26 protein-coding genes are annotated in these 24,300 nt (G+C 67.8%); 15 read left to right on the top strand and 11 right to left on the bottom strand.

All coding sequences use genetic code 11. The features are described from left to right. Positions 1 to 21 precede the first annotated feature (21 nt). The gene (locus tag IHQ52_RS21125) at positions 22 to 1,410 is read right to left on the bottom strand and encodes an FAD-binding oxidoreductase (protein WP_096274428.1); all 1,389 of its coding nucleotides are present in this window, start codon (positions 1,408 to 1,410) and stop codon (positions 22 to 24) included. A gap of 215 nt (positions 1,411 to 1,625) precedes the next feature. Further along, positions 1,626 to 2,834 (bottom strand): aminotransferase class I/II-fold pyridoxal phosphate-dependent enzyme, encoded by a 1,209-nt coding sequence (locus IHQ52_RS21120; RefSeq protein WP_024498878.1) that lies wholly within the window; start codon positions 2,832 to 2,834, stop codon positions 1,626 to 1,628. A gap of 60 nt (positions 2,835 to 2,894) precedes the next feature. Between IHQ52_RS21120 and IHQ52_RS21115 the strand changes: the two genes are divergently transcribed. Further along, positions 2,895 to 3,368: an NUDIX hydrolase gene (locus IHQ52_RS21115; RefSeq protein WP_024498879.1), complete on the top strand. Its 474-nt coding sequence runs from the start codon at positions 2,895 to 2,897 to the stop codon at positions 3,366 to 3,368. Positions 3,369 to 3,455: 87 nt separating this feature from the next. Continuing rightward, entirely contained in the window at positions 3,456 to 3,650 is a 195-nt protein-coding gene (locus tag IHQ52_RS21110) for a hypothetical protein (RefSeq protein WP_006437429.1), read from the top strand. Between the two features lie 18 nt (positions 3,651 to 3,668). On the opposite strand, the gene IHQ52_RS21105 is transcribed toward IHQ52_RS21110, so the two are convergent. Next, the gene (locus tag IHQ52_RS21105; RefSeq protein WP_024498880.1) at positions 3,669 to 4,286 is read right to left on the bottom strand and encodes a hypothetical protein; all 618 of its coding nucleotides are present in this window, start codon (positions 4,284 to 4,286) and stop codon (positions 3,669 to 3,671) included. Positions 4,287 to 4,766: 480 nt separating this feature from the next. Between IHQ52_RS21105 and IHQ52_RS21100 the strand changes: the two genes are divergently transcribed. From IHQ52_RS21100 to malQ, 6 genes are all read left to right on the top strand, one after another. Then, entirely contained in the window at positions 4,767 to 5,633 is an 867-nt protein-coding gene (locus IHQ52_RS21100; protein WP_024498881.1) for a ParA family protein, read from the top strand. A gap of 120 nt (positions 5,634 to 5,753) precedes the next feature. Next, positions 5,754 to 6,203: a lipoprotein LpqH gene (locus IHQ52_RS21095; RefSeq protein ID WP_081712446.1), complete on the top strand. Its 450-nt coding sequence runs from the start codon at positions 5,754 to 5,756 to the stop codon at positions 6,201 to 6,203. A 230-nt stretch (positions 6,204 to 6,433) separates the two neighbouring features. Further along, positions 6,434 to 6,712 (top strand): GlsB/YeaQ/YmgE family stress response membrane protein, encoded by a 279-nt coding sequence (locus IHQ52_RS21090; protein WP_024498883.1) that lies wholly within the window; start codon positions 6,434 to 6,436, stop codon positions 6,710 to 6,712. A 125-nt stretch (positions 6,713 to 6,837) separates the two neighbouring features. After that, on the top strand, positions 6,838 to 7,491 hold the full coding sequence (locus IHQ52_RS21085) for an SDR family oxidoreductase (protein WP_024498884.1): 654 nt from the start codon (positions 6,838 to 6,840) through the stop codon (positions 7,489 to 7,491). A 4-nt stretch (positions 7,492 to 7,495) separates the two neighbouring features. Continuing rightward, the gene (locus IHQ52_RS21080; protein ID WP_024498885.1) at positions 7,496 to 8,893 is read left to right on the top strand and encodes an FAD-binding oxidoreductase; all 1,398 of its coding nucleotides are present in this window, start codon (positions 7,496 to 7,498) and stop codon (positions 8,891 to 8,893) included. Between the two features lie 75 nt (positions 8,894 to 8,968). Continuing rightward, positions 8,969 to 11,101, top strand: coding sequence for a 4-alpha-glucanotransferase (gene malQ, locus IHQ52_RS21075; RefSeq protein ID WP_024498886.1), 2,133 nt, complete (start codon positions 8,969 to 8,971; stop codon positions 11,099 to 11,101). Here malQ and IHQ52_RS21070 read toward each other — a convergent pair. After that, entirely contained in the window at positions 11,073 to 12,266 is a 1,194-nt protein-coding gene (locus IHQ52_RS21070; RefSeq protein ID WP_024498887.1) for an MFS transporter, read from the bottom strand. The genes malQ and IHQ52_RS21070 overlap by 29 nt on opposite strands. Positions 12,267 to 12,377: 111 nt before the next feature. Between IHQ52_RS21070 and IHQ52_RS21065 the strand changes: the two genes are divergently transcribed. Continuing rightward, on the top strand, positions 12,378 to 13,568 hold the full coding sequence (locus IHQ52_RS21065; RefSeq protein ID WP_024498888.1) for an ATP-grasp domain-containing protein: 1,191 nt from the start codon (positions 12,378 to 12,380) through the stop codon (positions 13,566 to 13,568). Positions 13,569 to 13,908: 340 nt separating this feature from the next. Continuing rightward, entirely contained in the window at positions 13,909 to 15,420 is a 1,512-nt protein-coding gene (locus tag IHQ52_RS21060; protein ID WP_191834491.1) for a flavin-containing monooxygenase, read from the top strand. Here IHQ52_RS21060 and IHQ52_RS21055 read toward each other — a convergent pair. From IHQ52_RS21055 to IHQ52_RS21045, 3 genes are read right to left on the bottom strand one after another with little or no spacing between them, the layout of a single operon-like run. Further along, the gene (locus IHQ52_RS21055) at positions 15,405 to 16,046 is read right to left on the bottom strand and encodes a TetR/AcrR family transcriptional regulator (RefSeq protein WP_191834490.1); all 642 of its coding nucleotides are present in this window, start codon (positions 16,044 to 16,046) and stop codon (positions 15,405 to 15,407) included. The two genes, IHQ52_RS21060 and IHQ52_RS21055, sit on opposite strands and share 16 nt — an antisense overlap. Before the next feature lie 17 nt (positions 16,047 to 16,063). Further along, positions 16,064 to 16,744: an ABC transporter ATP-binding protein gene (locus IHQ52_RS21050; protein ID WP_006437415.1), complete on the bottom strand. Its 681-nt coding sequence runs from the start codon at positions 16,742 to 16,744 to the stop codon at positions 16,064 to 16,066. Next, on the bottom strand, positions 16,741 to 17,868 hold the full coding sequence (locus IHQ52_RS21045; protein ID WP_006437414.1) for an ABC transporter permease: 1,128 nt from the start codon (positions 17,866 to 17,868) through the stop codon (positions 16,741 to 16,743). The genes IHQ52_RS21050 and IHQ52_RS21045 overlap by 4 nt, the downstream gene beginning before the upstream one ends. Before the next feature lie 138 nt (positions 17,869 to 18,006). Between IHQ52_RS21045 and IHQ52_RS21040 the strand changes: the two genes are divergently transcribed. Next, positions 18,007 to 19,035, top strand: coding sequence for a zinc-binding alcohol dehydrogenase family protein (locus IHQ52_RS21040; protein WP_040004891.1), 1,029 nt, complete (start codon positions 18,007 to 18,009; stop codon positions 19,033 to 19,035). Between the two features lie 7 nt (positions 19,036 to 19,042). On the opposite strand, the gene IHQ52_RS21035 is transcribed toward IHQ52_RS21040, so the two are convergent. Further along, positions 19,043 to 19,789, bottom strand: coding sequence for an SOS response-associated peptidase (locus IHQ52_RS21035; RefSeq protein ID WP_238063905.1), 747 nt, complete (start codon positions 19,787 to 19,789; stop codon positions 19,043 to 19,045). A gap of 56 nt (positions 19,790 to 19,845) precedes the next feature. Next, the gene (gene ybaK, locus IHQ52_RS21030; RefSeq protein ID WP_006437411.1) at positions 19,846 to 20,340 is read right to left on the bottom strand and encodes a Cys-tRNA(Pro) deacylase; all 495 of its coding nucleotides are present in this window, start codon (positions 20,338 to 20,340) and stop codon (positions 19,846 to 19,848) included. A 206-nt stretch (positions 20,341 to 20,546) separates the two neighbouring features. Between ybaK and IHQ52_RS21025 the strand changes: the two genes are divergently transcribed. Together IHQ52_RS21025 and rsrA are read left to right on the top strand one after the other, a co-directional pair. Continuing rightward, positions 20,547 to 21,341 (top strand): sigma-70 family RNA polymerase sigma factor, encoded by a 795-nt coding sequence (locus tag IHQ52_RS21025; protein ID WP_006437410.1) that lies wholly within the window; start codon positions 20,547 to 20,549, stop codon positions 21,339 to 21,341. Continuing rightward, the gene (rsrA, locus tag IHQ52_RS21020; RefSeq protein WP_006437409.1) at positions 21,338 to 21,625 is read left to right on the top strand and encodes a mycothiol system anti-sigma-R factor; all 288 of its coding nucleotides are present in this window, start codon (positions 21,338 to 21,340) and stop codon (positions 21,623 to 21,625) included. Before IHQ52_RS21025 ends, rsrA begins: the two co-directional genes overlap by 4 nt. Positions 21,626 to 21,744: 119 nt before the next feature. On the opposite strand, the gene IHQ52_RS23815 is transcribed toward rsrA, so the two are convergent. Beyond that, positions 21,745 to 21,819 (bottom strand): 50S ribosomal protein bL37, encoded by a 75-nt coding sequence (locus IHQ52_RS23815; protein WP_369758845.1) that lies wholly within the window; start codon positions 21,817 to 21,819, stop codon positions 21,745 to 21,747. 143 nt (positions 21,820 to 21,962) lie between these two features. Between IHQ52_RS23815 and IHQ52_RS21015 the strand changes: the two genes are divergently transcribed. Continuing rightward, positions 21,963 to 22,178, top strand: coding sequence for a biotin/lipoyl-binding carrier protein (locus IHQ52_RS21015; RefSeq protein WP_040004884.1), 216 nt, complete (start codon positions 21,963 to 21,965; stop codon positions 22,176 to 22,178). Between the two features lie 42 nt (positions 22,179 to 22,220). Next, a complete protein-coding gene (locus tag IHQ52_RS21010; RefSeq protein ID WP_191834489.1) occupies positions 22,221 to 23,726 on the top strand; it encodes a sensor histidine kinase in 1,506 nt (501 codons plus the stop codon). 91 nt (positions 23,727 to 23,817) lie between these two features. On the opposite strand, the gene IHQ52_RS21005 is transcribed toward IHQ52_RS21010, so the two are convergent. After that, entirely contained in the window at positions 23,818 to 24,072 is a 255-nt protein-coding gene (locus IHQ52_RS21005; RefSeq protein WP_004023450.1) for a WhiB family transcriptional regulator, read from the bottom strand. Positions 24,073 to 24,300: the final 228 nt, after the last annotated feature.

The raw sequence follows: 24,300 nt of genomic DNA, 5'->3' as shown, positions 1-24,300 counted from the left end.
CGGCATGAGCTGCAGCGATGTCTATCCCACAAAGCTGGGATCATCCACTCGGAGGACACCGGTCGGGTCGTGGCGGCGCCGGATCGTCTCGAGGCGCATCCGCTGCTCGGGCGTCCACAATGCCGCCCGCTCGGCGGCGCCGAGGCCGCAGAAGTTGAGCAGTGCACCGCAGGACCACGGGGCGAGAGCCGCGGTCACGGCGCTCAGGTGTGCTCCCACCTGAGCGCCGAGGGGGCCTGCGGGCACACCGATCGCGATGACGTTGAAGGCGCCGTACCGCCCGGCGACCGCGTTGGGCACGCGCTGCGGTCGCTGCAACGCGCCGCCCATCAACCGGACCTCGACGATGGCCAGCGGGCTCGCGACCTGTGGTCCGGCCGCTTCGAGGAGGGCGTCGACGGCCGACGCCGGGAATTCGCTGAGGAGGCTGCCGCGCTCGGCGCTCGGCATCGGCCCGGGCGGGTCCATGTGCACGGCATCGAGTGCGGCGGTCGGCAGCACGTCGATGTTCTCGAGCAGGATGGGGCCGGCCGACCGCATGGGCGCGAGAAGCGCTGCCGCAGTTGCCGGGTCGCCGGTGTGGGTGTAGCGGACGTGCACGGCGAGCTGACCCTGCAGCGGGGCGGGCAGGTTGGGGTCCGGCGGGAGACGCAGGATGGCGACCGAGGTGCCGGCCTCGTCCGGGAGCGTCGGCGCCCACTCACGCCACGCGTGGAGGACGTCTGCCGCGGCCGAGCCGGCGAAGAAGATGCCGCCGCCGTAGACGGTGGGGAGCTCGAAGAGTTCGAACTCGATGGCGGTGACGATGCCGAAGCCGTCACGTCCGCCGAGGATCGCCCAGTACAGATCCGACCCGGCCGAGGGGTCGACCGTTCGGATGATCCCGTCCGCGGTCACCAGTTCGATCGACCGGACATGATCGGCGGCCCAGCCGAATCGGCGTCCGAGCGGGCTGAGGCCGCCTCCGAGGTGATAGCCGACCACGCCGACCGACGATGCGGACCCGACGATGCCGGTCAGTCCGTGCGGGGCGGTCACCGCGGCGAGGTCGCGCCAGCGGACGCCGGCGCCGACGCGGGCGGTCTTGGCGACCGGGTCGACGACGATCTCGGTCATCCGCGACGTGGTGACGACGACCGTGCCGCGCCCCTCGATCGGTGCCCCGTGCCCGGTGGCCCGCACGCCGACTCGCAGTCCGTTGGAACGCGCGTATCGCACTGCGGCGGCCACGTCTTCGGCAGTGGTCGCGCCGACGACGACCTGTGCGGCCGGGGTTGCCACCAGGTTGAAGCCGGTGAGTTCGGCGGTGTAGCCCTCGTCGGCTGCTGTCAGGACGGGGCCGGCGACCGTTGTCGCGAGGGCGTCGATGTCGGCGAAGTCGATGGGTTCGGAGGTGATCGGTGTGTTCATGGCACTCAGAGTCGCTGAACGCCTTTTGTTCCCGCCATCCCTCGAACGCCGGAAATCTCCTCGCCAGCATTCTGGATGAGTCGTACCCCCAGAACTCTGGGGGTCCCGGGGACGTCGCGTGACGCGCTTCCCGGCCGGACCGGTCAGGTGTCGTCCTGCGGTCCTTTTCCGTCTGGCGTCGCGCGCCGGTACCGGCGGCGTTTCCGCCGCTCGCGTCACGCGATCTCGGTGTCGCTGCCCGAACGCACGCCGACGAACGCCCCGAGACGATCGACGGCGAGGGCGAGATCCTCGGTCGAGGCCGCATAGGACAGCCGGACGAACCGGTCGGCGCCGGCCAGTCCGAAGTCCTTGCCCGGTGTGAGGGCGACGTGTGCCTCACGCAGGGCGCGGTCGCAGAACTCGGCCGCGGTCAATCCGGTCGAACTCACGTCGACGTAGACGTAGAACGCGCCGTCGGGGACGACCGGCACGTCGAGCCCGATGCGGGCGAGTCCGTCGATGACGAGGTGCCGACGACGTGCGAACTCCCGCCGGTTGTCCTCGGCGACGGCCAGCGACTCCGGGGTGAAGCACGCGAGTGCGGCGTACTGGGATGGGGTGGGCGGACAGACGTAGAAGTTCTGTGCGAGCCGTTCGACGACCCCGACCAGCTCGTCGGGCACGATGCACCAGCCCAGGCGCCAGCCGGTCATGCCGAAATACTTGGAGAAGCTGTTGACCACGATCGTCTCGGCCGTGCCCGGGGTATCGACGGCCAGGATGCTGCGCGGTGCGCGTCCGTCCGGACCGGGGTCGGAGAGCCCGAGGTAGATCTCGTCGACGATGGTCCAGCCGCCACGGGCGGCGACGAGATCGGTCATCGCGACCAGCTCGTCGTAGGGCACCGAGGTGCCGGTGGGATTCGAGGGGGTGGCGACGATGACGCCCCGCGTGGTGTCTGTCCACGCCCGCTCGACGTCGTCGGTGGTCAGCTGGAACCGTGTCTCGGCGCTGGTCTCGATCAGGCTGACCTGTGCCCCGAAGGCGTGGGCGAACTGGCGGTTACACGGGTACGACGGATCCCCGATGAGCACTCCGTCGCCGGGATCGATGAGCGCGGCACACGTCATGAGCAGTGCCGCAGAGGCGCCGGAGGTGACGGCGACCCGTCGAGGGTCCACATCGGCGCCGAAGTGGCGTCCGTAGAAGTCGGCGATCGCGATCCGCAGCTCGGGCAGTCCGAGTGCGCCGGTGTACGCGAGAGGTCTGCCGTCGCTGACCTCACGAGCCGCCGCGAGCACCGCCGGCGGCGGTCCGAAGTCGGGTTCGCCGATGTTGAGCTTGACCACGTGGTGGCCCTGCTCTTCCAGCTCGGCCGCGTTCCGCGCGAACTCCATCGCGTAGAACGGGGCGATCCCTTCGGCTCGTCGGGAGATCCTCATGAGTTCCATTGTGCGCACGGCCGATGCTCGCCACGTCGTGCGGGCGGGCAGGATGTGGGGATGCCCATTCCCGACTTCATCCGAGACCTGCGCGCCCACGTCGGCCATCGCGAACTCTGGTTGTCCGGTGTCAGCGTCGTGGTCCGCGACGCCGACGGCCGGTTGCTGCTCACCCGACGCGTCGACAACGGACAGTGGGCGGTGGTGTCCGGGGTCCTCGAACCAGGGGAGGAACCGGCTCGTGCGGCGTTGCGCGAGGTCGCCGAGGAGACCGCGGTGACCGCCGAGATCATCCGGCTGACCAGCATCGACGTTACGCCTCTGATCACCTACCCGAACGGCGATCAGACGCGCTACCTCGACGTCTGCTTCCTGGCGCGGTACCTCGAGGGTGAACCGCGGGCCGCCGATGACGAGAACTCCGATGTCGACTGGTTCGCGCCCGACGCGCTGCCCGACGATCTCACCGACACCTCGCGTCTGCGGATCTCCAAGGCGCTTAGCGGCAATCCCGAGGCCTGGTTTCAGCGGTAGGGCCCGACCTCAGGGAAGTCCCTGAACTTCGCCCCATATCCCGGCCGGCCGGTCGATTTCCGGGCTACGGCGGCGGAGACTCGAGGCATGAGCACATCAACGGATTCAGGAACCACGTTCTGGAAGGTCCTCGGGATCATCGCGGTCGTCCTCATCGCGCTGGCGGTGATCGGCCCACTCCTCAAGGGGCTTTTCTGGATCGCACTCATCGCACTGGCCCTCTACGGCGGCTACATGCTGTTCCGCTCGAAGTCGAAGGGCAACCATCCGACGCCCCTGTGACGTTCGTCCGGTGACGCGTCAGAAAGCCGGGACCGGGTAGCAGGCCCACGGGACGCAGATCTGCTCGGGAACCTGGATCTGCGGGAATCCCGGGACAGAGGGACGTGCGGGCTTCTCCGGTGTCGGCGCGGCGCGCCCGGCACCGGTGACCGTGACCCGGATCGGTGCGCCCGCCGTCGGGGTGATGTCCGTCAGCGGCGGGTTGGTGCCCCAGAACTCTTCGCGGGCGGAACCCGGAGGCAGGGTGATGGTGGCGCAACCCCAGTAGATGTCGTAGGTCCCGTTCGGGATGGTGCTGGACCCGGTGGGCTTCGGCGGCGTGCCCGTGGCGACCTGCATCGTCACATTCTTCGACGTGCCGGGCGAGATGAGGGCGCCGAGTTCTTCGGGGGTCTGATAGCCGAAAGCCACACCCGACGCGGCCGGAGGGGTATTCGCCGCCACGCCGAAGATCTCGCAGCCGATGCGCTTGGCCGATTTGTTGACGACGTTCAGCGTGATCGTGTTTCCCGACACCGACGGTGACACGGTGACGTCGGCCGGAGCTGCCGTCGCGACCGGTGCCAGTGCCGTCGCGAATGCTGCGGCCGCGATGAAAGCCGTTCCAGCGGTGAGCGTTCGGAGGCGAGTGGTCATGATCGTCCTTCCCTCGCGGAAGTCGGGCGGCCGCGGTCGGTGAATGTGTGGGTACTCCGCAAACGAAGGAAACGGAAATCGGGACGAGTTTCCTCGCGGTTCACGAAATATGCCGATGATCTCCGCACGGTCTCGGCGTGAATGTTCGGCGAACGTCATTCTTACAGATTTCTCGTCGGTCGGCAGAATCGGGGCCGATATGAATTTCCCGGCCGCTCGAATAATCGCCACTTTCACTGTTCCGCGCGATGCGACGGACGACCACCGGCGTCGAGTCCGCTGCGGCCGGCGCCGACTGCACGGCCGAGGTTCAAACCGGATTGGACGCCGGCTCGTCGTCGGCTCCTCGACGGCTGGGTCGACGTGCCGGACCGTCTCCCCGAGACCGACGGCATCCACTTCGGCCGGCCGACTGCGCGCCGAGAGCCACCCGGTTAGTCTGTCTCGCGACGGGCACCACCGAACAGACCGGGGACTCCCATGCCGACGGTGATCGCGACCATCAGCCTCAAGGGTGGGGTCGGGAAGACCACGCTCACGGCCGGTCTCGCCGATTTTCTCGCCGGTGTGTTCGGCAAGAAGGTGCTCCTCGTCGATCTCGACGCCCAGACCAACCTCACGACGATGATGATCGGGGAGAAGACCTGGCAGGCGTGCAACGCGCGCGGCCACACCGTCGCCACCCTCTTCGCCGACGTCCTCGACGGCACCCGTCGCTTCGATCTCGAACGCACCGTGCAACGCGGTGTCTCGTCGATCGACGGGGTCGCGGGAATCGACCTCGTACCCTCGTCGCTCGATCTGATCGACCTACAGGAGGAGATGAGCGCGCACCGGGTCGTCGCCGACGATCATCTCGCCGCGGTCGGGGTGCTGCGGGGTGCGTTGGCGCCGGCCATGTCCCGCTACGACTACGTGCTCATCGACTGCCCGCCGAACGTCGGCCCGTTCAGTCTCAACGGATTGTTCATGGCCAGTGGATATCTCCTCCCGACGATCCCGGATGTGTTGTCCACCTACGCGATTCCGCGCATCCAGCGGCAGGTCGCCGATTTCGGCGCCGAGATCGGCCGAACGATCGTCGAACTGGGTGTCGTCATCACCAAGTACCGGTCGTCGTCGTCGCTGCACCGGGACACCGTCCACCGGCTCCGGCGCGATCCGACCATCCAGAACATCCTGCCGGCATACCTTCACGAGGCCAACGCGATCGGCGCGGCCGCCGCCCACACGCGGTGGCCGAGTCTGCATGCCAAATACGGGTATCACGGACACTACGAGCAATTTCGGGATCTGACGCGTGCGGTCATGGTCGAAGCCGGGGCCAAACTGCTGCCCATCGGCTGAGCCGCCCTGCTACGCCCAACGACGGCGAGATCCCCACGTTTCGGTTCCAACCCGCAGCTCAACGGCTAGATTCGTCTCAGTCCGCCGCCCGGCGGCATTCACGACTGCCCAGGAGTTCCCATGATGAACAAGGTGCACATCGCTTCAGTCCTCGGCGCGGCGGCACTGGCGATGGCCGTCACCGCATGCGGCTCGGACGACTCGGGTTCCGACGGTACCGACGCGGAGGCTTCGGTGACCGTAGACGGCAAAGAGGTGGAGCTGGCGGACAAGAGCGTCGGCTGCACCAACGCCGGCGACAAGGTCACCATCGGGATCGGTTCCGGATCGGGAACCTCCGGTGTGGGCGTCGTGCTGTCGTCGGGTGATTCGCCCGAGGTGGAATCGGTCGGGCTCGGTTCGGTGGACGGCGTGACGCTGGGCTTCCAGAAGGGATTGGGCGACGGCAAAGCCGAGGCCTCCAAGGACGGCGACACCTACACGATCACCGGCGACGCGACCGGAATCGACCTCGCCAACCCGACCCAGAAGGTGACCAAGTCGTACGAGATCAAGGTGACCTGCCCCTGACTCCGGTCACTCCGCCGACCCCCGGAAACGGCTGACCTCGGACCGGGCCGCGTCTGGGCTGCTCGGAGGTGTCGGTTGAGGCATCCGAGGGTCTCGATGCGCATACAGATCGAGGGCTCAGGTGTGAAGGGTGCGCGATCTGGGTACGTTCAGCCTTGTAGCAAATCGCACGATCTGGACGATTCGGACGATTTACACACGCAGGATCAACGACGACCTAGGAGGCAGACATGCTGGGAATTGGCATCATTGCGTGGATCATCATCGGTGGCCTGGCCGGCTGGATCGCCAGCAAGATCATGAAGACCGATGCGCAGCAGGGGATCATCCTCAACATCGTCGTCGGTGTGATCGGTGGTCTGCTCGGCGGTTGGTTGCTGACACTCTTCGGCGTGGACGTCGAAGGCGCCGGATGGATCTTCAGCTTCATCACGTGCCTGGTCGGTGCGTGCATCCTGCTGTTCCTGGTCAAGCTCGTGACCGGGCGAGGACGCCGCACACGCGTCTGACCGACCCGACCGTGACCCCGCCCCGGTTCCCGACGCACCACGCGTTCGGGCCGGGGCGGCGCCGTTCGCGGGTGAGTACGTTGGGAGAAGTACGTGTGTTCCTCGACTGCGAAAGTGAGCAACCAGTGACCCGAGTGGCCATCATCGGTGGACACGGCAAGATCGCGCTGCGCCTGGCGAAGATCTTGGCCGACCGAGGCGATCAGGTGACCTCGATCATCCGCAATCCCGAACATGCCCAGGACGTCGCGGAGACCGGCGCGGTGCCCGTGGTCGCCGACGTGGAGACCCTCGACACGACCGGGATCGCCACGGCGATCTCCGAACACGATGCCGTGGTGTGGTCGGCGGGTGCGGGCGGAGGCGACCCGGCACGGACCTTCGCCGTCGACCGTGACGCCGCGATCCGTTCGATGGACGCCGCGGCGAAGGTCGGGATCAACCGGTACGTGATGGTCTCCTATTTCGGCGCCCGCCCGGATCATGGTGTTCCCGAGGACAATTCGTTTCACGCATACGCCGAGGCCAAGGCGGCTGCCGACACCTACCTCAAGTCGGGCGATCTCGACTGGACGATCCTGGGACCCAGCCGGCTCACCGACGAGCCGGGGACGGGGAGGATCGCCGTCGGCGGGACCCGCGGCGGGGGTGACGAGGTCAGCCGCGACAACGTCGCCGCGGTTGCCGCAGCCGTTCTCGCGCGGCCCGAGACCGTACACAAGGTGATCGAGTTCAACGACGGACCCACGCCGGTCGCCGACGCGGTGGCACAGGTCTGACACGATGCCCGCGCGTGCGCATGCTCTGGTGACGCAGCTGCGCGACGTGGTCGGTGAGGGCCACGTCCTCACCGATCCCGAAGCGGTCGAGGGCTTTCTCGTCGACTGGACGGGCCGGTACCGGGGCGAGGCCGATGCGGTCGTGCGGCCGCGCACCACCGAGGAGGTCTCCCGGGTCGTCGGTGAATGCGCGTCCGTCGGTGCGCGGATCTGCGTGCAGGGTGGGAACACCGGACTGGTGGGCGGGTCGGTCCCGCCGGCCCGGGACGACACGGGACGACCGGTGATCGTGCTGTCGACGGTCCGGATGACCGACATCGACGAGGTCGACGCGGTCGGACGCTGCGTGGGCGCCCAGGCGGGGGCGACGATCGACGCGATCGACGGCCGGGCCGCCGAGGCCGGTCTCGCGTTCCCCGTCGACCTCGCCTCCAGGGAGTCGGCCACCGCCGGCGGGGTGGTGTCGACCAACGCCGGTGGCATCCGCATGATCCGTCGCGGTAACACGCGTTCCCAGGTGCTCGGGATCGAGGCGGTCCTCGCCGACGGTCGCGTCCTGCGCCGGTGGACGTCGCTGGTCAAAGACAATGTCGGATACGACCTCCCGGCACTCCTGGCCGGCAGTGAGGGCACTCTGGCGGTCATCACGCGCGTGCTGTTCAAACTCGTCGTGCCGCCGTCGGCGGCGACGGTCGCGGTGGCCGCCGTCGAGCACGTCGAGAACGCGATCGGGCTGATCGGGGCCGCATCGTCACGCGGCCTCACCGTCGAGGCGGCCGAACTCATGACCGAGGCCGGCATCCAACTCGTCCACGAGCACGGACAGCGTCGCCCGACCGCGACACCGGGCCCCTCCTACGTTCTGCTCGAGGTGTCCGGGGTCGGCGACATCGAGTCGACCATGGCCGAATTGTTCGGCGAGACCGACGGACTCATCGACGCCGTGCTCGAACCCGCGCCCGCCCGTGCGCTCTGGGGCGCGCGCGAGAGTCACACCGAGACGATCGCACGGTCGAGTACGACGCCGGTGGTCAAACTCGACATCTCGGTACCGATCAGGGCCCTGCCGGAGGCCTTCGCCGAACTGGCCGAGGTCGGCGAGATGAGCGAATTCCCCTGCCGGCCGATACTTTTCGGTCACATCGGCGACGGCAACATCCACGTGAACCTGCTCGACGTCCCCGAGGAACACACCGGGACGGTCACTGATCGGGTGTTCGGGATCGTCGCGGCCAACGGCGGGTCCATCAGCGCCGAACACGGCATCGGCCGCGCCAAGACCGCCTGGACGCACCTCGGCCGGTCCGACGTCGACCTCGACACGATGCGGCGCGTCAAGGCGTCCTTCGATCCGCAAGGGCTGTTGAATCCGGGCGTCATATTCGGTGCTCCTGCTTCCTGAGCAGCCCGGAGCGTGCGGAGGGCGTATCAGTCAGCAGACCCGTCTGAATCCTGAGACGATGGCGAGGTGGCTGACGTGAACCCCGACAGGTTGACCGAGCTGGCGCATCGTCACGGTGTGGCCACCGAGTATGTGGGCTGGGACGAGGAGACCCACGACGTGAGCGCGGAGACGCTCGTCGCCGTCCTGGGCGCCCTCGATGTCGCCGCGGACTCGGCCGAGGCGGTCGAGGAGTCGATCCGCGAGGTCGACGAGCGGCCGTGGCGCGAGTTCGTCCCCTCGGTCACCGTGGTGACCGAAGGCACCGGCCACACCTTCTGCGTCCATGTCCCGCACGGGAATCTGGTGAAGGTGTGGATCGCGACCGAGGACGGCCGCGACGTCGCACCCGAACAACTCGACGTATGGGTGGAGCCGCGCGAGATCGACGGCGCGCTGGTCGGGCGGGCCACCTTCGCGATCCCGGACGACCTCGAACCCGGATACCACCACATCAAGGCCCTGGACGTCGACGACTCGACGGCGTCGAGTGCACCGCTGATCGTCACCCCGCGCCGGCTCCACACCGCTGACCGGCTGCTCGGGCGGCAGCGGTGGGGTCTGGCCGTGCAGTTGTACTCGATTCGCTCGGCGGATTCGTGGGGCGTCGGCGACTTCGCCGATCTGACGGGCATCTGCGAGGTCGCGGGCAGCGCGTTCGGCGCCGACTTCGTCCAGGTCAACCCGTTGCACGCGGCGCAACCGCACCCCCCGATCGAGGCCTCGCCGTATCTGCCGGTGACCCGCCGCTTCCTCAACCCGCTCTACATCCGGGTCACCGACATCCCTGAACTCGACGGATTGTCGAAGGCGCAGCGCAAGTGGGTTCGCAAGCTCGCCCGCGGGTTCATGGGCGAGAACACCGCCACCGACAGGATTCGGCGCAACAAGGCCTACCGGGCCAAGCTGGAGGCGCTCGAACTGATCTACGACGTGCCACTGAGCCCGGAGCGGAAGACCGCCCTGCGCGAGTTCCGCCGGCGGGAGGGCAAGGGCCTCAAACGTTTCGCCACGTGGTGCGCGCTGGCCGAACGCTACGACGCCGACGACCCGCGCTGGCAGGACAAGTTCCTCGATCCCGTCCACCTGAAGAAGAAGCGCCGGAAACTGGCGCGGCGCATCGACTTCCACATCTGGTTGCAGTGGATCTGCGACGAGCAGCTCGCCACTGCGGCGCATGCGGCGAAGTCCGCCGGGATGTCGGTCGGCGTGATGACCGACCTCGCCGTGGGAGTGGGCCGGCACAGCGCCGACGCCTGGGCGCTCGGTCACGTGCTCGCGTCGGGGGCGACGGTGGGCGCGCCGCCGGACGGGTTCAACCAGCAGGGACAGGGCTGGGATCAGCCGCCCTGGCATCCGCGGCGTCTCGCCGAGGCCGGCTACGAGCCCTACCGCGACATGATCCGCACCGTGCTACGGCATGCGGGCGGCGTCCGCGTCGACCACATCCTGGGCCTGTTCCGGCTGTGGTGGATTCCCGACGGCATGACTCCGGCCGGCGGCACCTACGTGCACTACGACAGCGAGGCCCTCATCGGAATCCTCGCGCTCGAGGCGCAGCGGGCCGACGCGGTGGTCGTCGGCGAAGACCTCGGCGTCTTCGAGCCGACGGTGCAGGAGACGTTGCGCGAGCGCGGAATCCTGGGCACGTCCATCCTGTGGTTCGAGCAGGACCGCGCAGCCGCGATCGCGCCGGAGCGCTATCGCGAGCTGTGCCTGACGTCGGTGACGACCCACGATCTGCCGCCGACGTCGGGCTATCTGGCCGGCGACCACATCGCGCTTCGAGCGCGGCTGGGCCTCCTCGAGACGGGCGAAGAGGCCGAACGGGAGCGCAACGAACGCGAACGTGACGCCGTCCTCGAACTCGCCTACGAGCGCGGGCTGCTGTCCCGGGACACCCCGCTGTCGGACCCCAAGGTGGTCGATGCCCTGTATGCCGTCATCGCCCATTCGCCGTCGGTGCTGCTGAGCGTCGCCCTGGTGGATGCGGTGGGGGAGCGGCGGATTCAGAACCAGCCGGGTACCAGCGCCGAGCAGTACCCGAACTGGTGCATCCCGCTGGCCAACGCCGACGGCGAGGTGGTGCTGGTCGAGGACCTCGTCAGCAGCGTGCGGTTCCGTCGCCTGGTGAACGTGCTCAACGAGTGCGGTGTGCCGGGCTCCTGACCACAAAGATCGTCAGTATCAGCGCCACCAGCGCGAGCACCGCGACACCGATGTTGAAGGCGATCCCGGCCGGGCGCAGACCCCACTGTTGCGCGGCCACGCCCTGTCCCACGATGGGCAGCGAGATCGCGACGTAGGCGACCACGAAATAGGTCGAGGTGACCTCCGCGCGCCGATCCGCCGGGCTCGCCGCCACCACTGAGGCCAGTCCCTTGCTGAAGGACATGCCCTGCCCCACACCGCACACCACGGCGCCACCGAGCAGAGCGGCAGTCGACGCGGCGGTCAGACCGACGATCGACAGGCAGGTGCCGCCGATGAGGATCGCACAGCCGGCGATCAGTGCCGGGTCGGTGGGCATGCGCCGCACCACGATCTGCGTGACGGCCGACGAGGCGAACAGCACGAAGACGATGAATCCGGTGAAGGCGCGGTCGTCGATGCCGAGGATGTTCACCACAAAAGAGGGCATGACGCCGGTGAATGTCCCCATCACGGCGAAACCGGCGAAGGCGGCGATCGACGCGCGCACGAACACCCCGCGCATGTCGGCGGGCACGGACAGTCGCTGAACACCAAGACGTGCACCGGGTTTGACGTCGACCGTCTCCTGCAGTCGCCAGATCCCGACGCCGGCGAGCGTCAGCAGGACGAGATCGACGAGGAACGGGGTGCGCAGCGGTGACGGCGCGTATTCGGCGAGCAGGCCGGCCACCAGCGGTCCCAGTCCGAGACCGCCGATGTTGGCCGCGGTCGCCACCGCCGGCGCACGACCCCGCCACGAGGGTGGGGCCAGTTCGATGACCGCGGTCGTCGCCGCCCCGGCGTAGATGCCCGCCGACAGCCCGGACAGCACCCGCCCCACGAGCAGTTGCCAGACCGGTCCCGCGGTGAGGAAGACGACGGCGCTCGCGGCGGACAGCAGTGCGCCGGCGAGGAGCAGCTTGCGTCGGCCGACGACATCGGACCAGCGGCCGAATCCGATCAGTGCGGCGATCACGCCGGCCGCATACACCCCGAAGACGACCGTCGTCGTCGCGACCCCGAATCCGAGCTTCTCGCTGTAGATCGAATACAGCGGCGTCGGCAGCGTGGTCCCGAGCATGACAACGGCGAATGCGTACACCGCCGCGATGAACGACGGGGTGCTCGATCGATCAGACATGAGACTGCCAAACTACCGCCGGACCGGTTCCGGGCGTTCACCGGGAACAAATCCTCGACGTCTCGGCGCATCGCCGGACCGGGCGCCGTCGCGTCGCCTATGGTCCGTGGCATGCAGGCTTCTGAACCTCGTGTCCTGGTGACCACGTCACGGATGCCGTTCGCCGTCGACGAGATCCACAAACTCGGCGAGACCGGCCGCGATGTCACCGCCGCGGACACCTTCGCGGCGGCGCCGGGCAGCCATTCGCGCGGCGCGCGGAGGCATCTGGTGTTCCCCGCGCCCACCCAGCAGACCGCGGCCTTCATCGACGCGGTGATCGAAGCGATCGGCGATCACGACATCAACTGGCTGCTCCCGATGTTCGAGGAGGTCTTCTACCTCGCCAGGCATCGTGACCGCATCACGGCGGCGCATCCGGTCACCGAACTGTTCTTCCCCGACTTCGAGACCCTGGCCCGCGTCCACGACAAGGTCGAATTCACCGCACTGTGCCGCGAACTCGGGCTTCCGGCCGCGGAGTCGGTGACCACGACGAACCGCGACGAACTGCGCGAGGCCACGCAGCGCTGGCCGCACTGGTTCGCCCGGGCCGCCTACGGCCGTGGCGGACTCGACGTCCTCACCAACACCGGCCCGCTGGCCGGGGAGTCCTCGATCGATGACATCACCCCGACCCGCGACGATCCGTGGCTCGTCCAGGAATACCTCACCGGTGTCGACCGGTGCAGTTGGAGCGTCGCGCATCACGGGGAGATCGTGCTGCACTCCTGCTACGAGCATCCCCTCGCCATCGACGACCGCGGCGGTATCGTCTTCGAGTCGGTCGACTCCCCGGAGTCGCTCGCCGCCGCACAGAGCCTCGCGCGAGAACTGAACTGGCACGGGCAGATCAGTTTCGACTACCTCGTCACCGACGACGGCGTCCACCACATGGTCGAATGCAATCCGCGGCCGACCGCCGGGTGCACCGTCGCCACCGCCGACGAGTTCGACACCGCGTTGTTCGACCCGGGTGAACTGGTCGTCGTCCCCGCGGGGCGCAAGAAGATGATCACAGCGGCTGTACTGCGTGATGCGCTCAGGCATCCATCGCATCTGCGCAGGGACCTGGCCGCGGCGAAGGGTGCAGGCGGTGTCTACGACCAGCCGCACGACCACCTGCCGTTGCTCTACTCGGCACTGTCCCTGCAACACATCCTGGCCTATCGCAAGGAGCTCGGACTCAACCGCGACACGAGCGAGGAGCTGATGGCGACGCAGTTCTTCGACGTGCTGTGGGACGGGACCGCGATCGCATGATGGCGATGAGCGCCATGCGATGTCATTCGGGTGGCGCGACTTTCACCGAGTTCGCGGAGCCGGACCGATATCGCATGGGACGTCAACTCGGCGAATTCGGTTGTTGCACAACTGGACACCCCGGGCCATCACCGGCGACGACGCCCCGCCGCCGACTGATCGAACCGCCGCGAAACACGCCCGGCGGCGAGCCGAACGTGCCCGCAACCAGCGCGAGCGGGAACGTCGTCAGCGGGCGGACGGTCCGGCGCCTTTCTGAGGCGATCCGGAGCGGTTCCGGGCCGCCTGAGTGTGTGCTACGTTACGGTAACTGTCGGTAACAGTTATCGGGGAATTTTCCATGCAACCTGCACACGACGCTCCTGCTCACGAGGCTCCTGCCCACGACGTCCTGATCGTCGGCGCGGGATTCGGTGGGATGGGCGCGGCCATCGCATTCAAACGCCTGGGCATCGGCAACATCGCGATCCTTGAGCGGGAGGACGATCTCGGCGGGACCTGGCACGTGAACCACTATCCCGGTCTCGCCGTCGACATCGCCTCGGTCACCTACTCGTACTCCTTCGAGCCCAACCCGAACTGGTCTCGACTGTTCGCCCCCGGTCCCGAGCTCAAGCGGTATGCACATCACGTCGCGGACAAGTACGACCTCACACGGCACATGGAATTCCAGACGACGGTCGACGGCGCCGAGTGGGACGACACCGCGCGTCTCTGGCGGGTGCGCACCGGTGACGGAACCGAGCGCACCGCCCGGTACCTGGTGACCGCGACCGGCTTTCTCTCCCAGCCGCACGTCCCGGACTTCCCGGGGATCAAGAACTTCCAGGGCACGATCCTGCACACCGCGGCGTGGCAGGACGGCTTCGACTTCACCGGTAAGAAGGTGGCGGTCATCGGCACCGGCGCCACCGCCGTCCAGCTGATCCCGGAGATCGCCGAGCGTGCCGATGCGCTCACCGTCTTTCAGCGGACACCGATCTGGGTGGTGCCCAAGATCGACTTCGCGATCCCGTCGCCGGTGCAGCAGCTGTTCCGGCGAATCCCGTTGACCCAGCGCGCAGCACGGCTGGTCAACACCTCGTTGCTGGAGATGCTGATGGTCTTCGGCGTCCTCCACTTCAAGCAGTTCAAGCCGGGCAACAAGCTGGCTGCGGGACTCGGCAAGGCGCACCTGCGATCACAGGTCCCCGACCCGGAGTTGCGACGAAAGCTGACGCCGGACTACGACTTCGGATGCAAGCGTCCCACCTTCTCCAACACCTACTTCCCGAGCTTCGCCAGACCGAATGTGACACTGGAGACCAGCGGGATCGCCCGGCTCGAGGCGGACGGCATCCTCGCCGGCGACGGCACCAAGACCGAGATCGACACCCTGGTCCTGGCCACCGGATTCAACCTGTGGGACGTCAATTTTCCCGCCTTCGAGATCATCGGCCGGGAGGGCCGCGACCTCGGGAAGTTCTGGCGGGAGGGCCGATTCCAGGCCTACGAGGGCGTCGCGGTGCCGAAGTTCCCCAACTTCATCTCGCTCAACAGTCCGTACTCCTACAGCGGCCTGTCCTACTTCACCACCATCGAGGGGCAGATGAAACACATCACCCGCCTCTTCGGTGAACTCCGACGCCGCGGCCGGGACACCTTCGAGGTCACCGAGGCGGCCAACGCCGACTTCCTCGACGAGGCGACCCGCCGCCTGCAGTCGTCGGTGTTCTACAACGGCGACTGCACGACGTCGCGGAGCTACTACTTCAATCAGCACGGTGAGGCGACGCTCCTGCGTCCTGCCTCCACGCTGCGCACCCTGCGCGAGATGGACTCATTCCCCTTGAGTGACTACGCATTCCGCTGACCGGAGCCCAGGTCAGTGTCGGGGAGTCCGAGATAGCCGCCGAGCAACCGGCGGATCATCGCGGTGATCTCGGACCCGTCTGCGTTCGCAGGTGGCGACGTCGCCGTCTCGGAATGCTCGGCACCCAGTGACCTGCACGCCTGGACGATCACCGCGTCGATCAGCTGGGCCACCTCGAGCGGACGTTGCTCGCCGTGCGCGACGAGGGCTTCGACGAGCGGCTCCTGCAGTTCCCGATGGAACCGCTGCATCGGCTCCTGTAGGACACTCGGATCGACCACCCGGGCAAGCGCATTCGCCACAGCCTGTTCCGAACCGACGAACAATTCGACGTTGGCACAGATGTAACCCCAGATCTGCTGTCCGGGTTCGGTCTGCGCACCGACACGATCGCGGACGAACCGGCCCCAACTGGGGAACAGATCAGCCACGACCGCGGCCAGGAGTTCCTCGCTCGACGAGTAGTACTGGTAGACGCTCGAGCGGGCGAGGCCGACGCGCTTGCCGACCGCGGCCAGGGTCGGCGCCTCGCCGGTCTCGGCCAGGATGGCCTTCGCGCCGGCGAGGATCGCCTGGATCTGCTGTCGTCGATGCTCGGCGACAGTGGGCGCTTGAATGCGTGGCAAACGCCCACCTCCTCAGCTCATCTGGATGCCGGCGATCCCGGCGTGAGCTTTCCGTCGACCATTTCGTACACCTTGTCACAATGCGCGACGACCTCGTGGTCGTGTGTCACCATGACCGTCGCGACGCCGTGCTCATGGGCTTCATGGGCCAGGAGCTCGACGATCTCGTGGCTCCGCCGGCGGTCGAGCGCGGCCGTGGGCTCGTCTACGAGGAGTACATCCGGCCGGGTCATCAGTGCCCGGGCGATGCCCACACGCTGCCGCTCACCTCCGGAGAGCTGGTGGGGACGACGCTTGGCCTTGTGCGACATGCCGACGTCGGCGAGGAGCTCGTCGGGAGAGCGGGGGTCGGTGACGCGGCCGAAGGTCAGTGGCAACCGTAACTGATCCTCGACGGTCAGTGCGTCGAGAAGGTTGCCGCTCTGGAAGACGAATCCGATGTGTTCGCGCCGGATGCGGGTCAGCTCTCGTTTCGACGCGGTGCTCAGGTCGGTGTCGTCGACGGTGACCGTCCCCGAGGTCGGAGTGATCAGACCGCCCGCGACGGCCAGCAGGCTGGACTTACCCGAACCGGACGGCCCCATGACGGCGACGAACTCACCGGGCGCGACGTCGATGCTCACGGTGTCGAGTGCGGTGACGACGTCCTCGCCGTCCCCGTGCACGAGGCTGACCTCGGAGAGGGTGAGTGCGCTCATCGGTTGCCTCCCAGGGCGGTCAGGGGATCGACACGGGTGATGCGGAGGACGGCCACGGCGGCGCCGATCATGCCGAAGAGCACGAGCAGGGCGCCGGCCCCTGCGACCGAACCGGTCTCGAGGGCGAAGGGCATCGGGGTGGAGCCGATGGCGGCCCCGAGGCCGACGCCGATGCCTATACCCACCCCGGCCGAGACGAGCAGCAGGATGAACGACTGCATCAGCGAGTCGCGCAGCAGGTATCCGGTGGAGGCGCCCATCGCCCGCATCACCGCGATCTGCTGCCTGCGCTGGATCGTCCAGACGGTGAAGAACGCCCCGACGACGAGTGCCGAGATCGCGTACAGAAATGCCTCGATCAGTGTCAGGGTCGACGTCTCGGCGGTGTATCCCGGTGAGGCGCCGAAGGATTCGTCGAGGGTGAGCGAGGTGGTGTTCGCGGCTGCGTCACCGGCCGCCAGGTCGACGCCGTTGCCCGCCTGCACTGCGACAGCGGTGATGTCCTCGTAGACGCGGGGCGGCACCGGCTCGCCGGGACGCGACCCGGCGCCGATCTCCTGCCAGGTGCCGAGCGGCACGTAGGCGACGTCGACGTGTCCGAAAGTGCTCTGACCGTCGAGGATTCCCACGACGCGAAGCTGCGTACCCAGCGGCTCGACGGTGACCGTGTCGCCGATCGCGAGGCCGTCCTCGGCGGCGGTCTCGCTGATGACGAGCTCTCCCGGTGCACCGGAGAGCGAGTCGCCGTCCGCGGCGGCGGGGTTGACGAAGGTGTTCGGTTCGACGCCGAAAAGGGCGAGGTCGATGTCGACGCCGGTGTTGGTCCGGCCGTTGATCAACGTGTTGCCGAACGGGGCGGCGTCCTCGACCTCCGGCTGCTGCGCCCACTTCTCGACGGCCGAAGTCGGCACCAGAGAGCGCGAGAAAGCGGAATCCGTGGCGACGTCCTTCTGGAACGCGAAGGAGGTCACCGGCAACTTCTTCAGGCCGGAGACGCCGTCGTTCACCAGACCGACCGACAGCCCGCTGAGCAGCACCATCAGGATGGCGATGAGCGCGACCACCGAGCCCATCAGGGCGAATCGTCCGCGTGCGAATGAGAGTTCACGTAGTGCGAGGAACATGTCACTGCTCTCGCAGGTTTGCCGACACCATGTCGACAACGATACCGACACCCTGTCGGCATGATGACGTCCCCAGGAGTGATACCGGTCATGTTCAAGACCGCGCGGCGTCGTGTGTCCGGCACTAACCTGAGGGGCATGCGTGCTTGGGCGGTGACCGAGCCGGGGCCGATCGACACACGTCCGCTGCGGCTCGTCGACAAACCGGATCCGCGGCCCGGGCCCGGTGAACTGCTGGTCCGGGTGCGCGCGTGCGGCGTTTGTCGCACCGACCTGCATGTCGCCGAGGGTGATCTGCCGGTCCGCCGCACAGGCGTGACACCTGGTCACGAGGTGGTCGGGGAGGTCGTCGAACTCGGTCACGACGCCGACGGTTTCGCGCTCGGCGACCGGGTCGGCGTGGCCTGGCTGCACAGCACCGACGGCACCTGTGATCGTTGCGTCCGAGGTGCCGAGAACCTCTGTGCGGCATCGGTGTACACCGGATGGGCGGTCGACGGCGGTTACGCCGAGTTCGTCACCGTCCCCGCCGCGTTCGCGTATCCGCTGCCGTCCGGGATCGACGACGTGGCGATCGCCCCGCTGCTGTGTGCGGGCATCATCGGCTATCGCGCACTGCGCCGGACCGGCCTCCTCGACGATCTCGAGACTGATGGCCGACGTCCGAAGAGGTTGGGGCTCTACGGTTTCGGCGGCAGTGCCCACCTGTGTGCGCAGCTGGCGATCGCGCTCGGGATCGAGGTGCACGTCCTGACGCGCGGGGAACAGTCCCGGCGATTGGCCGCCGACCTCGGCGCGGCGTCGGTGGGAGACGCCACCGACGCCCCGCCGGTGCCGCTCGACGCGGCCATCACCTTCGCCCCGGTCGGCGAGCTGGTCCCGGTCGCGATGCGCGCACTCGACCGTGGCGGCGTCCTGTCGATCGCCGGCATCCATCTCAGTGACATCCCTCCGCTCAACTATGAGCGGGAGCTGTTCTACGAGAAGGAGATCCGCTCCGTCACCGCCAACACTCGCGCCGACGGCGTCGAGTTCCTGACGCTGGCCGCCCAGCACGGCGTCCGGGCGACGACCCACCGGTACCCGATGTCGCAGGCCGATCGCGCACTCGCCGACCTCGCGGCGGGACGCTTCGACGGGGCCGCAGTGCTGGTCGCGGATGCGTGAGTCGGCATCACAGGGGGTTGAGCAACTCCGGTCCGTTGTTGGCGACGCGGTTGACCAGCGGGGCGACCTCGCGGATGTCGATCGCCTCCGCGAGACGCTCCGCGGGCGCGGCGAACAGCTCGTCCGGTGCCCGGTGGTCGGGATCGAGCCAGGCATCCCAGTTGTCGAACGGCATGATCAGCGGCATCCGGTCATGCACGTCGCGCAGTTTGCCCACGGCATCGGTGGTGAGGATCGAGCAGCTCAGCAGGGGCGGCGCGTCGTCGGAGTTCTTGTCGTGCCAGACCGACCACAACCCGGCCATGAACAACCGCGTGCCGTCCTGCGGGGACATGTAGAACGGGACCTTGGTGGGCTTGCCCTTGCTGTCGAGCGGACCCTTCTTCCACTCGTACCAGCCGTCCATCGGCACGAGGCATCGCTTGGACTTCACCGAGGCACGGAACGAACTCTTCTCCGCGGCGCTCTCGGCCCGGGCGTTGAAGAGCAGCGGACCCTTGCCGACCTCCTTGCTCCACGGCGGCACGAGCCCCCACCGCATGGCGCGGATGCGCAGCAGCGGGTCGTCGTGCGGGTCCTCCGGTGAATGCCGCTTGACCACGGTCATCACCGTGGTCGTGGGCGCGACGTTGTAGTTCGGGCCGAGGGAGCGCGGACCAGGGGAGTCCAGGTCGGCGGCATCCGCCGCCGGGGGGTCGGGTACCTCGTTGACCGCGTCGATCTCCGCCGCCAGCTTCGCCGGATCGGTGGTCACCGCATAGCGTCCTCACATGGTCACCATGCTGCCCTACGCCTGCGACACAAGGGACCTCACACGGCGATGTCGGCGACCACCGCCTTGGTGACCGCCACGAGGTCGGCCGGTGCGAGGGCGATCTCGAGTCCGCGTCTGCCTGCGCTGCAGAGAATCCGGTCGAACTCGAGCGCCGAGGAGTCGACGACCGTCGGCAGGGCGGTGCGCTGGCCGACGGGCGAGACGCCGCCGAGGACGTAACCGGTGCTGCGGGTGACGGCCTTGGCCTCGGCCATCTGCGCCTTCGACGCACCGAGTGCGGCGGCGGCCGCCTTCACCGACAGTTTGCGGGGGACCGGGACCACGGCGACGGCGAGCCCGGGGCGATCGCCGCCGGACAATTCGACGACGAGCGTCTTGAAGATCTGTTCGCCGACCACCCCGAGCGAGTCGGCGAGGGCCTCGACGGCCTCGGCCCCGTAGGCCTCCGACCGCGGGTCGTGGTCGTAGCGGTGCACGGTGTGCACGACCTTCGCGCGTTCGAGTGCAGCGATCGCCGGTGTTGCCGCCATGGTCGGGAGCCTCCTGGGGGACGGAGTCGGGACGTGGAAAGCGTAAGCGAGCCGCCCCCGGTTCACCGTTGTCGGCGGAGCTGCCCTGCTCGGGGTCGAATTCCGCCGATGTGACGGATCACGTCGGGAACAAACCTCCCGTCCCGGCCTGTTGTGACTGGTTGCGACGTGATGATCGGGAGCGCATGCGAGGAGGTCGAACCGATATGAGCTCAACGGCGGTACTCGAACCACCGGAACTCGTGGAGGCGAGGCCTCTCCTGCCTGGGCCGAGGTCGGTAAGCTTGACCGGCAACGTCCCAGTGACGCCTCTCATCGAAGGGATCGTAGTGGCCGAAGCCGAGTCAGCCGACACCGAGAAGGGGTCTGCCGAGAAGGGTGCGCCGCGGCGCACCGATCCGAGCGAGTCGCCCGCGGAGCTCACCGAACGGTTCGAGCGCGACGCCCTGCCGCTGCTCGACCAGATGTACGGTGCCGCCCTGCGGATGACCCGCAATCCCGCCGATGCCGAGGACCTCGTCCAGGAGACCTACATCAAGGCGTTCACCGCCTTCGCGTCGTTCCGGGAGGGCACCAACCTCAAGGCGTGGCTCTACCGGATCCTGACCAACACCTACATCAACGGCTACCGCAAGAAACAGCGCCAACCCGCGCAGTACCCGACCGACGAGATCACCGACTGGCAGCTCGCGTCGACTGCCGAGCACACCTCACAGGGGTTGCGCTCGGCGGAGATCGAGGCCCTCGACGCCCTTCCGGACGACGACATCAAGGCCGCGCTGCAGGAGCTCCCGGAGGATTTCCGGATGGCCGTGTACTACGCCGACGTGGAAGGCCTGCCGTACAAGGAGATCGCCGAGATCATGGACACCCCCATCGGCACCGTCATGTCCCGACTCCACCGGGGACGCCGTCAGCTGCGTGAACTGCTGGCCGACGTCGCGCGGGAGCGTGGTTTCAACCGATCCGCCAGCGCGAAGGGTGCGGAGGTGGCGCGATGAGCGACATCGATCCGGAACTCACCCAGCTCGACTGCTCCGCGGTGATCGCCGACGTCTGGCTGCTGCTGGACAACGAATGCGACGAGAACGCCCGCAGGCGGCTCCAGGGGCACCTCGACACCTGCCCGTCCTGCCTCGCCCATTACGGCATCGAGCTGCAGCTGAAGGCGCTCGTCAACCGCAAATGCGGCGGCGACCAGGCACCTCAGGGTCTGCGCGATCGTCTGCGAGTGGAGATCCGTAAGACGGTCATCATCCAGGAGATCGCCGAAACCGACCGCTGAACCCGATCCGGCCTCCGACCGTGCGGAGGCCGGACACGAAAAAGCCCGGGCGGCCATGGTGGCCGTACCCGGGCGTTTTTCTTGGTGCTCGTTCGCCGAACCCCGCCGAGAGGCGAAGATCAGGCGTTGGGACGCTTGCCGTGGTTGGCAGCGTTCTTCTTACGAGCGCGCTTCTTGCGTCCGCGCTTTCCCATGACGCATCTCCTTTTGCCGGCGGATGGGGACATCACAGTGTCTCAGGCATTCTCCCACGTGCCAAAACCCGGTCGGTCATCGCCCGGCGCCGACGCGGCCCCGACCGATCGTCGGCCGCCATCACGTGGGCTAACTTATGTGCATGGCAGAAGACGTGGTGGCAGAGATCGTCGCGAGTGTCCTCGAGGTCCTGGTCGCCCCCGGACAGCAGATCGAGGTCGGTGACAGCCTGGTGCTGCTGGAGTCGATGAAGATGGAGATCCCTGTTCTCGCAGAAGAACCGGGCACCATCGCCGACATCAAAGTGCAGGTGGGCGATGTCATCCAGGCCGGCGACGTCATCGCGACCTTCGAGTAGCCCGCCCGCCCGCCCGCCGGTCCGCGAACCCGGAGCATCCCCATGTCGACCCTTGCCGACCTGCTCGCCGAGCACACCACCCTCTCCGACGCGGCTGCCGCGCACCTGCAGCGTCTGGTCGCCGAGTGGCAGCTGCTGGCCGACCTCTCCTTCGCGGACTTCCTCCTGTCGGTCCGCACGGCTGAGGGCGCCGTGGTCACCGTCGCACAGTGCCGGCCCAACACTGCGTCGACCGTGTTCCCCACCGACGAGGTGGGCCGCGTCATCGACACCGCGGTGCATCCGCAGGTGCTCCGCGCCTTCGACTCCGACAAGGTGCTCCGCGACGAGGACCCCACCTGGTTCGGGGCGACCGCCATGCGTCAGGAGGCGGTTCCGGTCGGTTTCGACGGGGCGGTGATCGGCGTGCTGACGCGGGCCGTCGACCTCACCCACCCGCGGTTGCCGTCGCCCCTGGAGCTCGCCTATCAGGACTCCGCGGACGATCTGTGCCAGATGGTCGCCGATGGCACGTTCCCGCACGAGGAGGGGAATCCGCGGGGTCTGTCGACGCCTCGCGCCGGGGACGGGTTCATCCGGCTCGACCGGACCGGCACGGTCACCTACACGAGCCCCAACGCGCTCTCGGCGTTCCACCGCATGGGCTGGACGGCGGAGCTCAACCACACCAGGCTGTCCGACGTCGTCAAACAACTCGTCACCGAGCCGTTCGAGGCCGACGATGTCGCGATGATGCTCGACATCGCCGCCGGGGTCGCCCAGGTACCGACCGGGCCGTACCGCGACATCGGCATGCGCGTGGAGGCCGACGCCCGACGCGCGACGGTCCTCATCCGGGCGGTGCCGCTCCGCCCGAAGGGCCAGGAATCCGGGACCGTGGTCCTGATCCGCGACGTCACCGAGGTCAAACGGCGCGACCGCGCGCTGATCAGCAAGGACGCGACCATCCGGGAGATCCACCACCGGGTCAAGAACAACCTGCAGTCGGTCTCGGCGCTCCTGCGTCTGCAGGCCCGGCGCACCTCCAACACCGACGCGCAGGAGGCCCTCAACGAGGCCGTGCGCCGCGTCGCCTCCATCGCCCTCGTGCACGAGCTGTTGTCCGGCAGCGTCGACGAGGAGGTCGATCTCGACGAGGTCGTCGATCGCCTGGTTCCGATCCTGGTCGATGTCGCGTCGAACGAGTCGCGGGTGACGGTGCGTCATCGCGACCGTCTCGGGGTGCTCACCGCGGAGCTCGCGATGCCGCTGGTGATGGTGCTCACCGAGCTCATCCAGAACGCGATCGAGCACGGCTTCGACGGCTCACCCCGGTCGGACGCCGAGATCGCCGTCATCGCCGAACGTGACGTGCGTAACCTCCGGATCGCCGTGCGCGACAACGGCTCCGGCCTACCCGAGCATTTCGACCTGTCCACCTCGGATCACCTCGGACTGCAGATCGTCAAGACACTCGTCTCGATCGAACTCGGCGGCGAATTGGACGTCCGTGCCAATCCCGAGGGCGCGGGAACCGAAGTCGGAGTGAACGTTCCCCTGCGGTCATGAGGGGCGGTCGGCAAAACCGTTGCCGGGCACGAAAAAACCCGGCCGTGGCCGGGTTTCTTCGAATCCGGGCGAACGCCGACTCGGATGAGCTCTAGACGCTGCTCCGGGTGCGGGTGCGTGCGGTACGACGCTTCAGTGCGCGACGCTCGTCCTCGCTCATGCCGCCCCAGACGCCTGCATCCTGGCCCGACTCGAGGGCCCACGAGAGGCAATCGGCGGTGACGGGGCACCGTGCACAGACGAGCTTCGCGTCGGCGACCTGTGCGATGGCCGGACCGCTGGTTCCCACGGGGAAGAACAGCTCCGGATCCTCGTCGCGACAGATGGCCTTGTGACGCCAGTCCATTCCACTACTCCTTCAGGCGCGTTTCCGCGCACCACTCGATTGGCTGATTGCTGATTTGTTGGCTGGTAACTCTCAGTTCACGCGGGCGCACCGTATGTTTCCGCGTTGTTGCTTGTGAATACTTTCACGAATCCGGCCGAAGTCAATGGTTCTCGGTTAACACGTGGGCAACATCACGTCTCGCGCCTACCACTCCGGCCGAAGCGGGACCCACGGGGGGTACGGACA

The sequence above is a fragment of the Gordonia amicalis genome (genome assembly GCF_022059885.1).
Taxonomy (GTDB): Bacteria; Actinomycetota; Actinomycetes; order Mycobacteriales; family Mycobacteriaceae; genus Gordonia; species Gordonia amicalis.
This window is presented reverse-complemented; position numbering and strand designations above follow the sequence as displayed.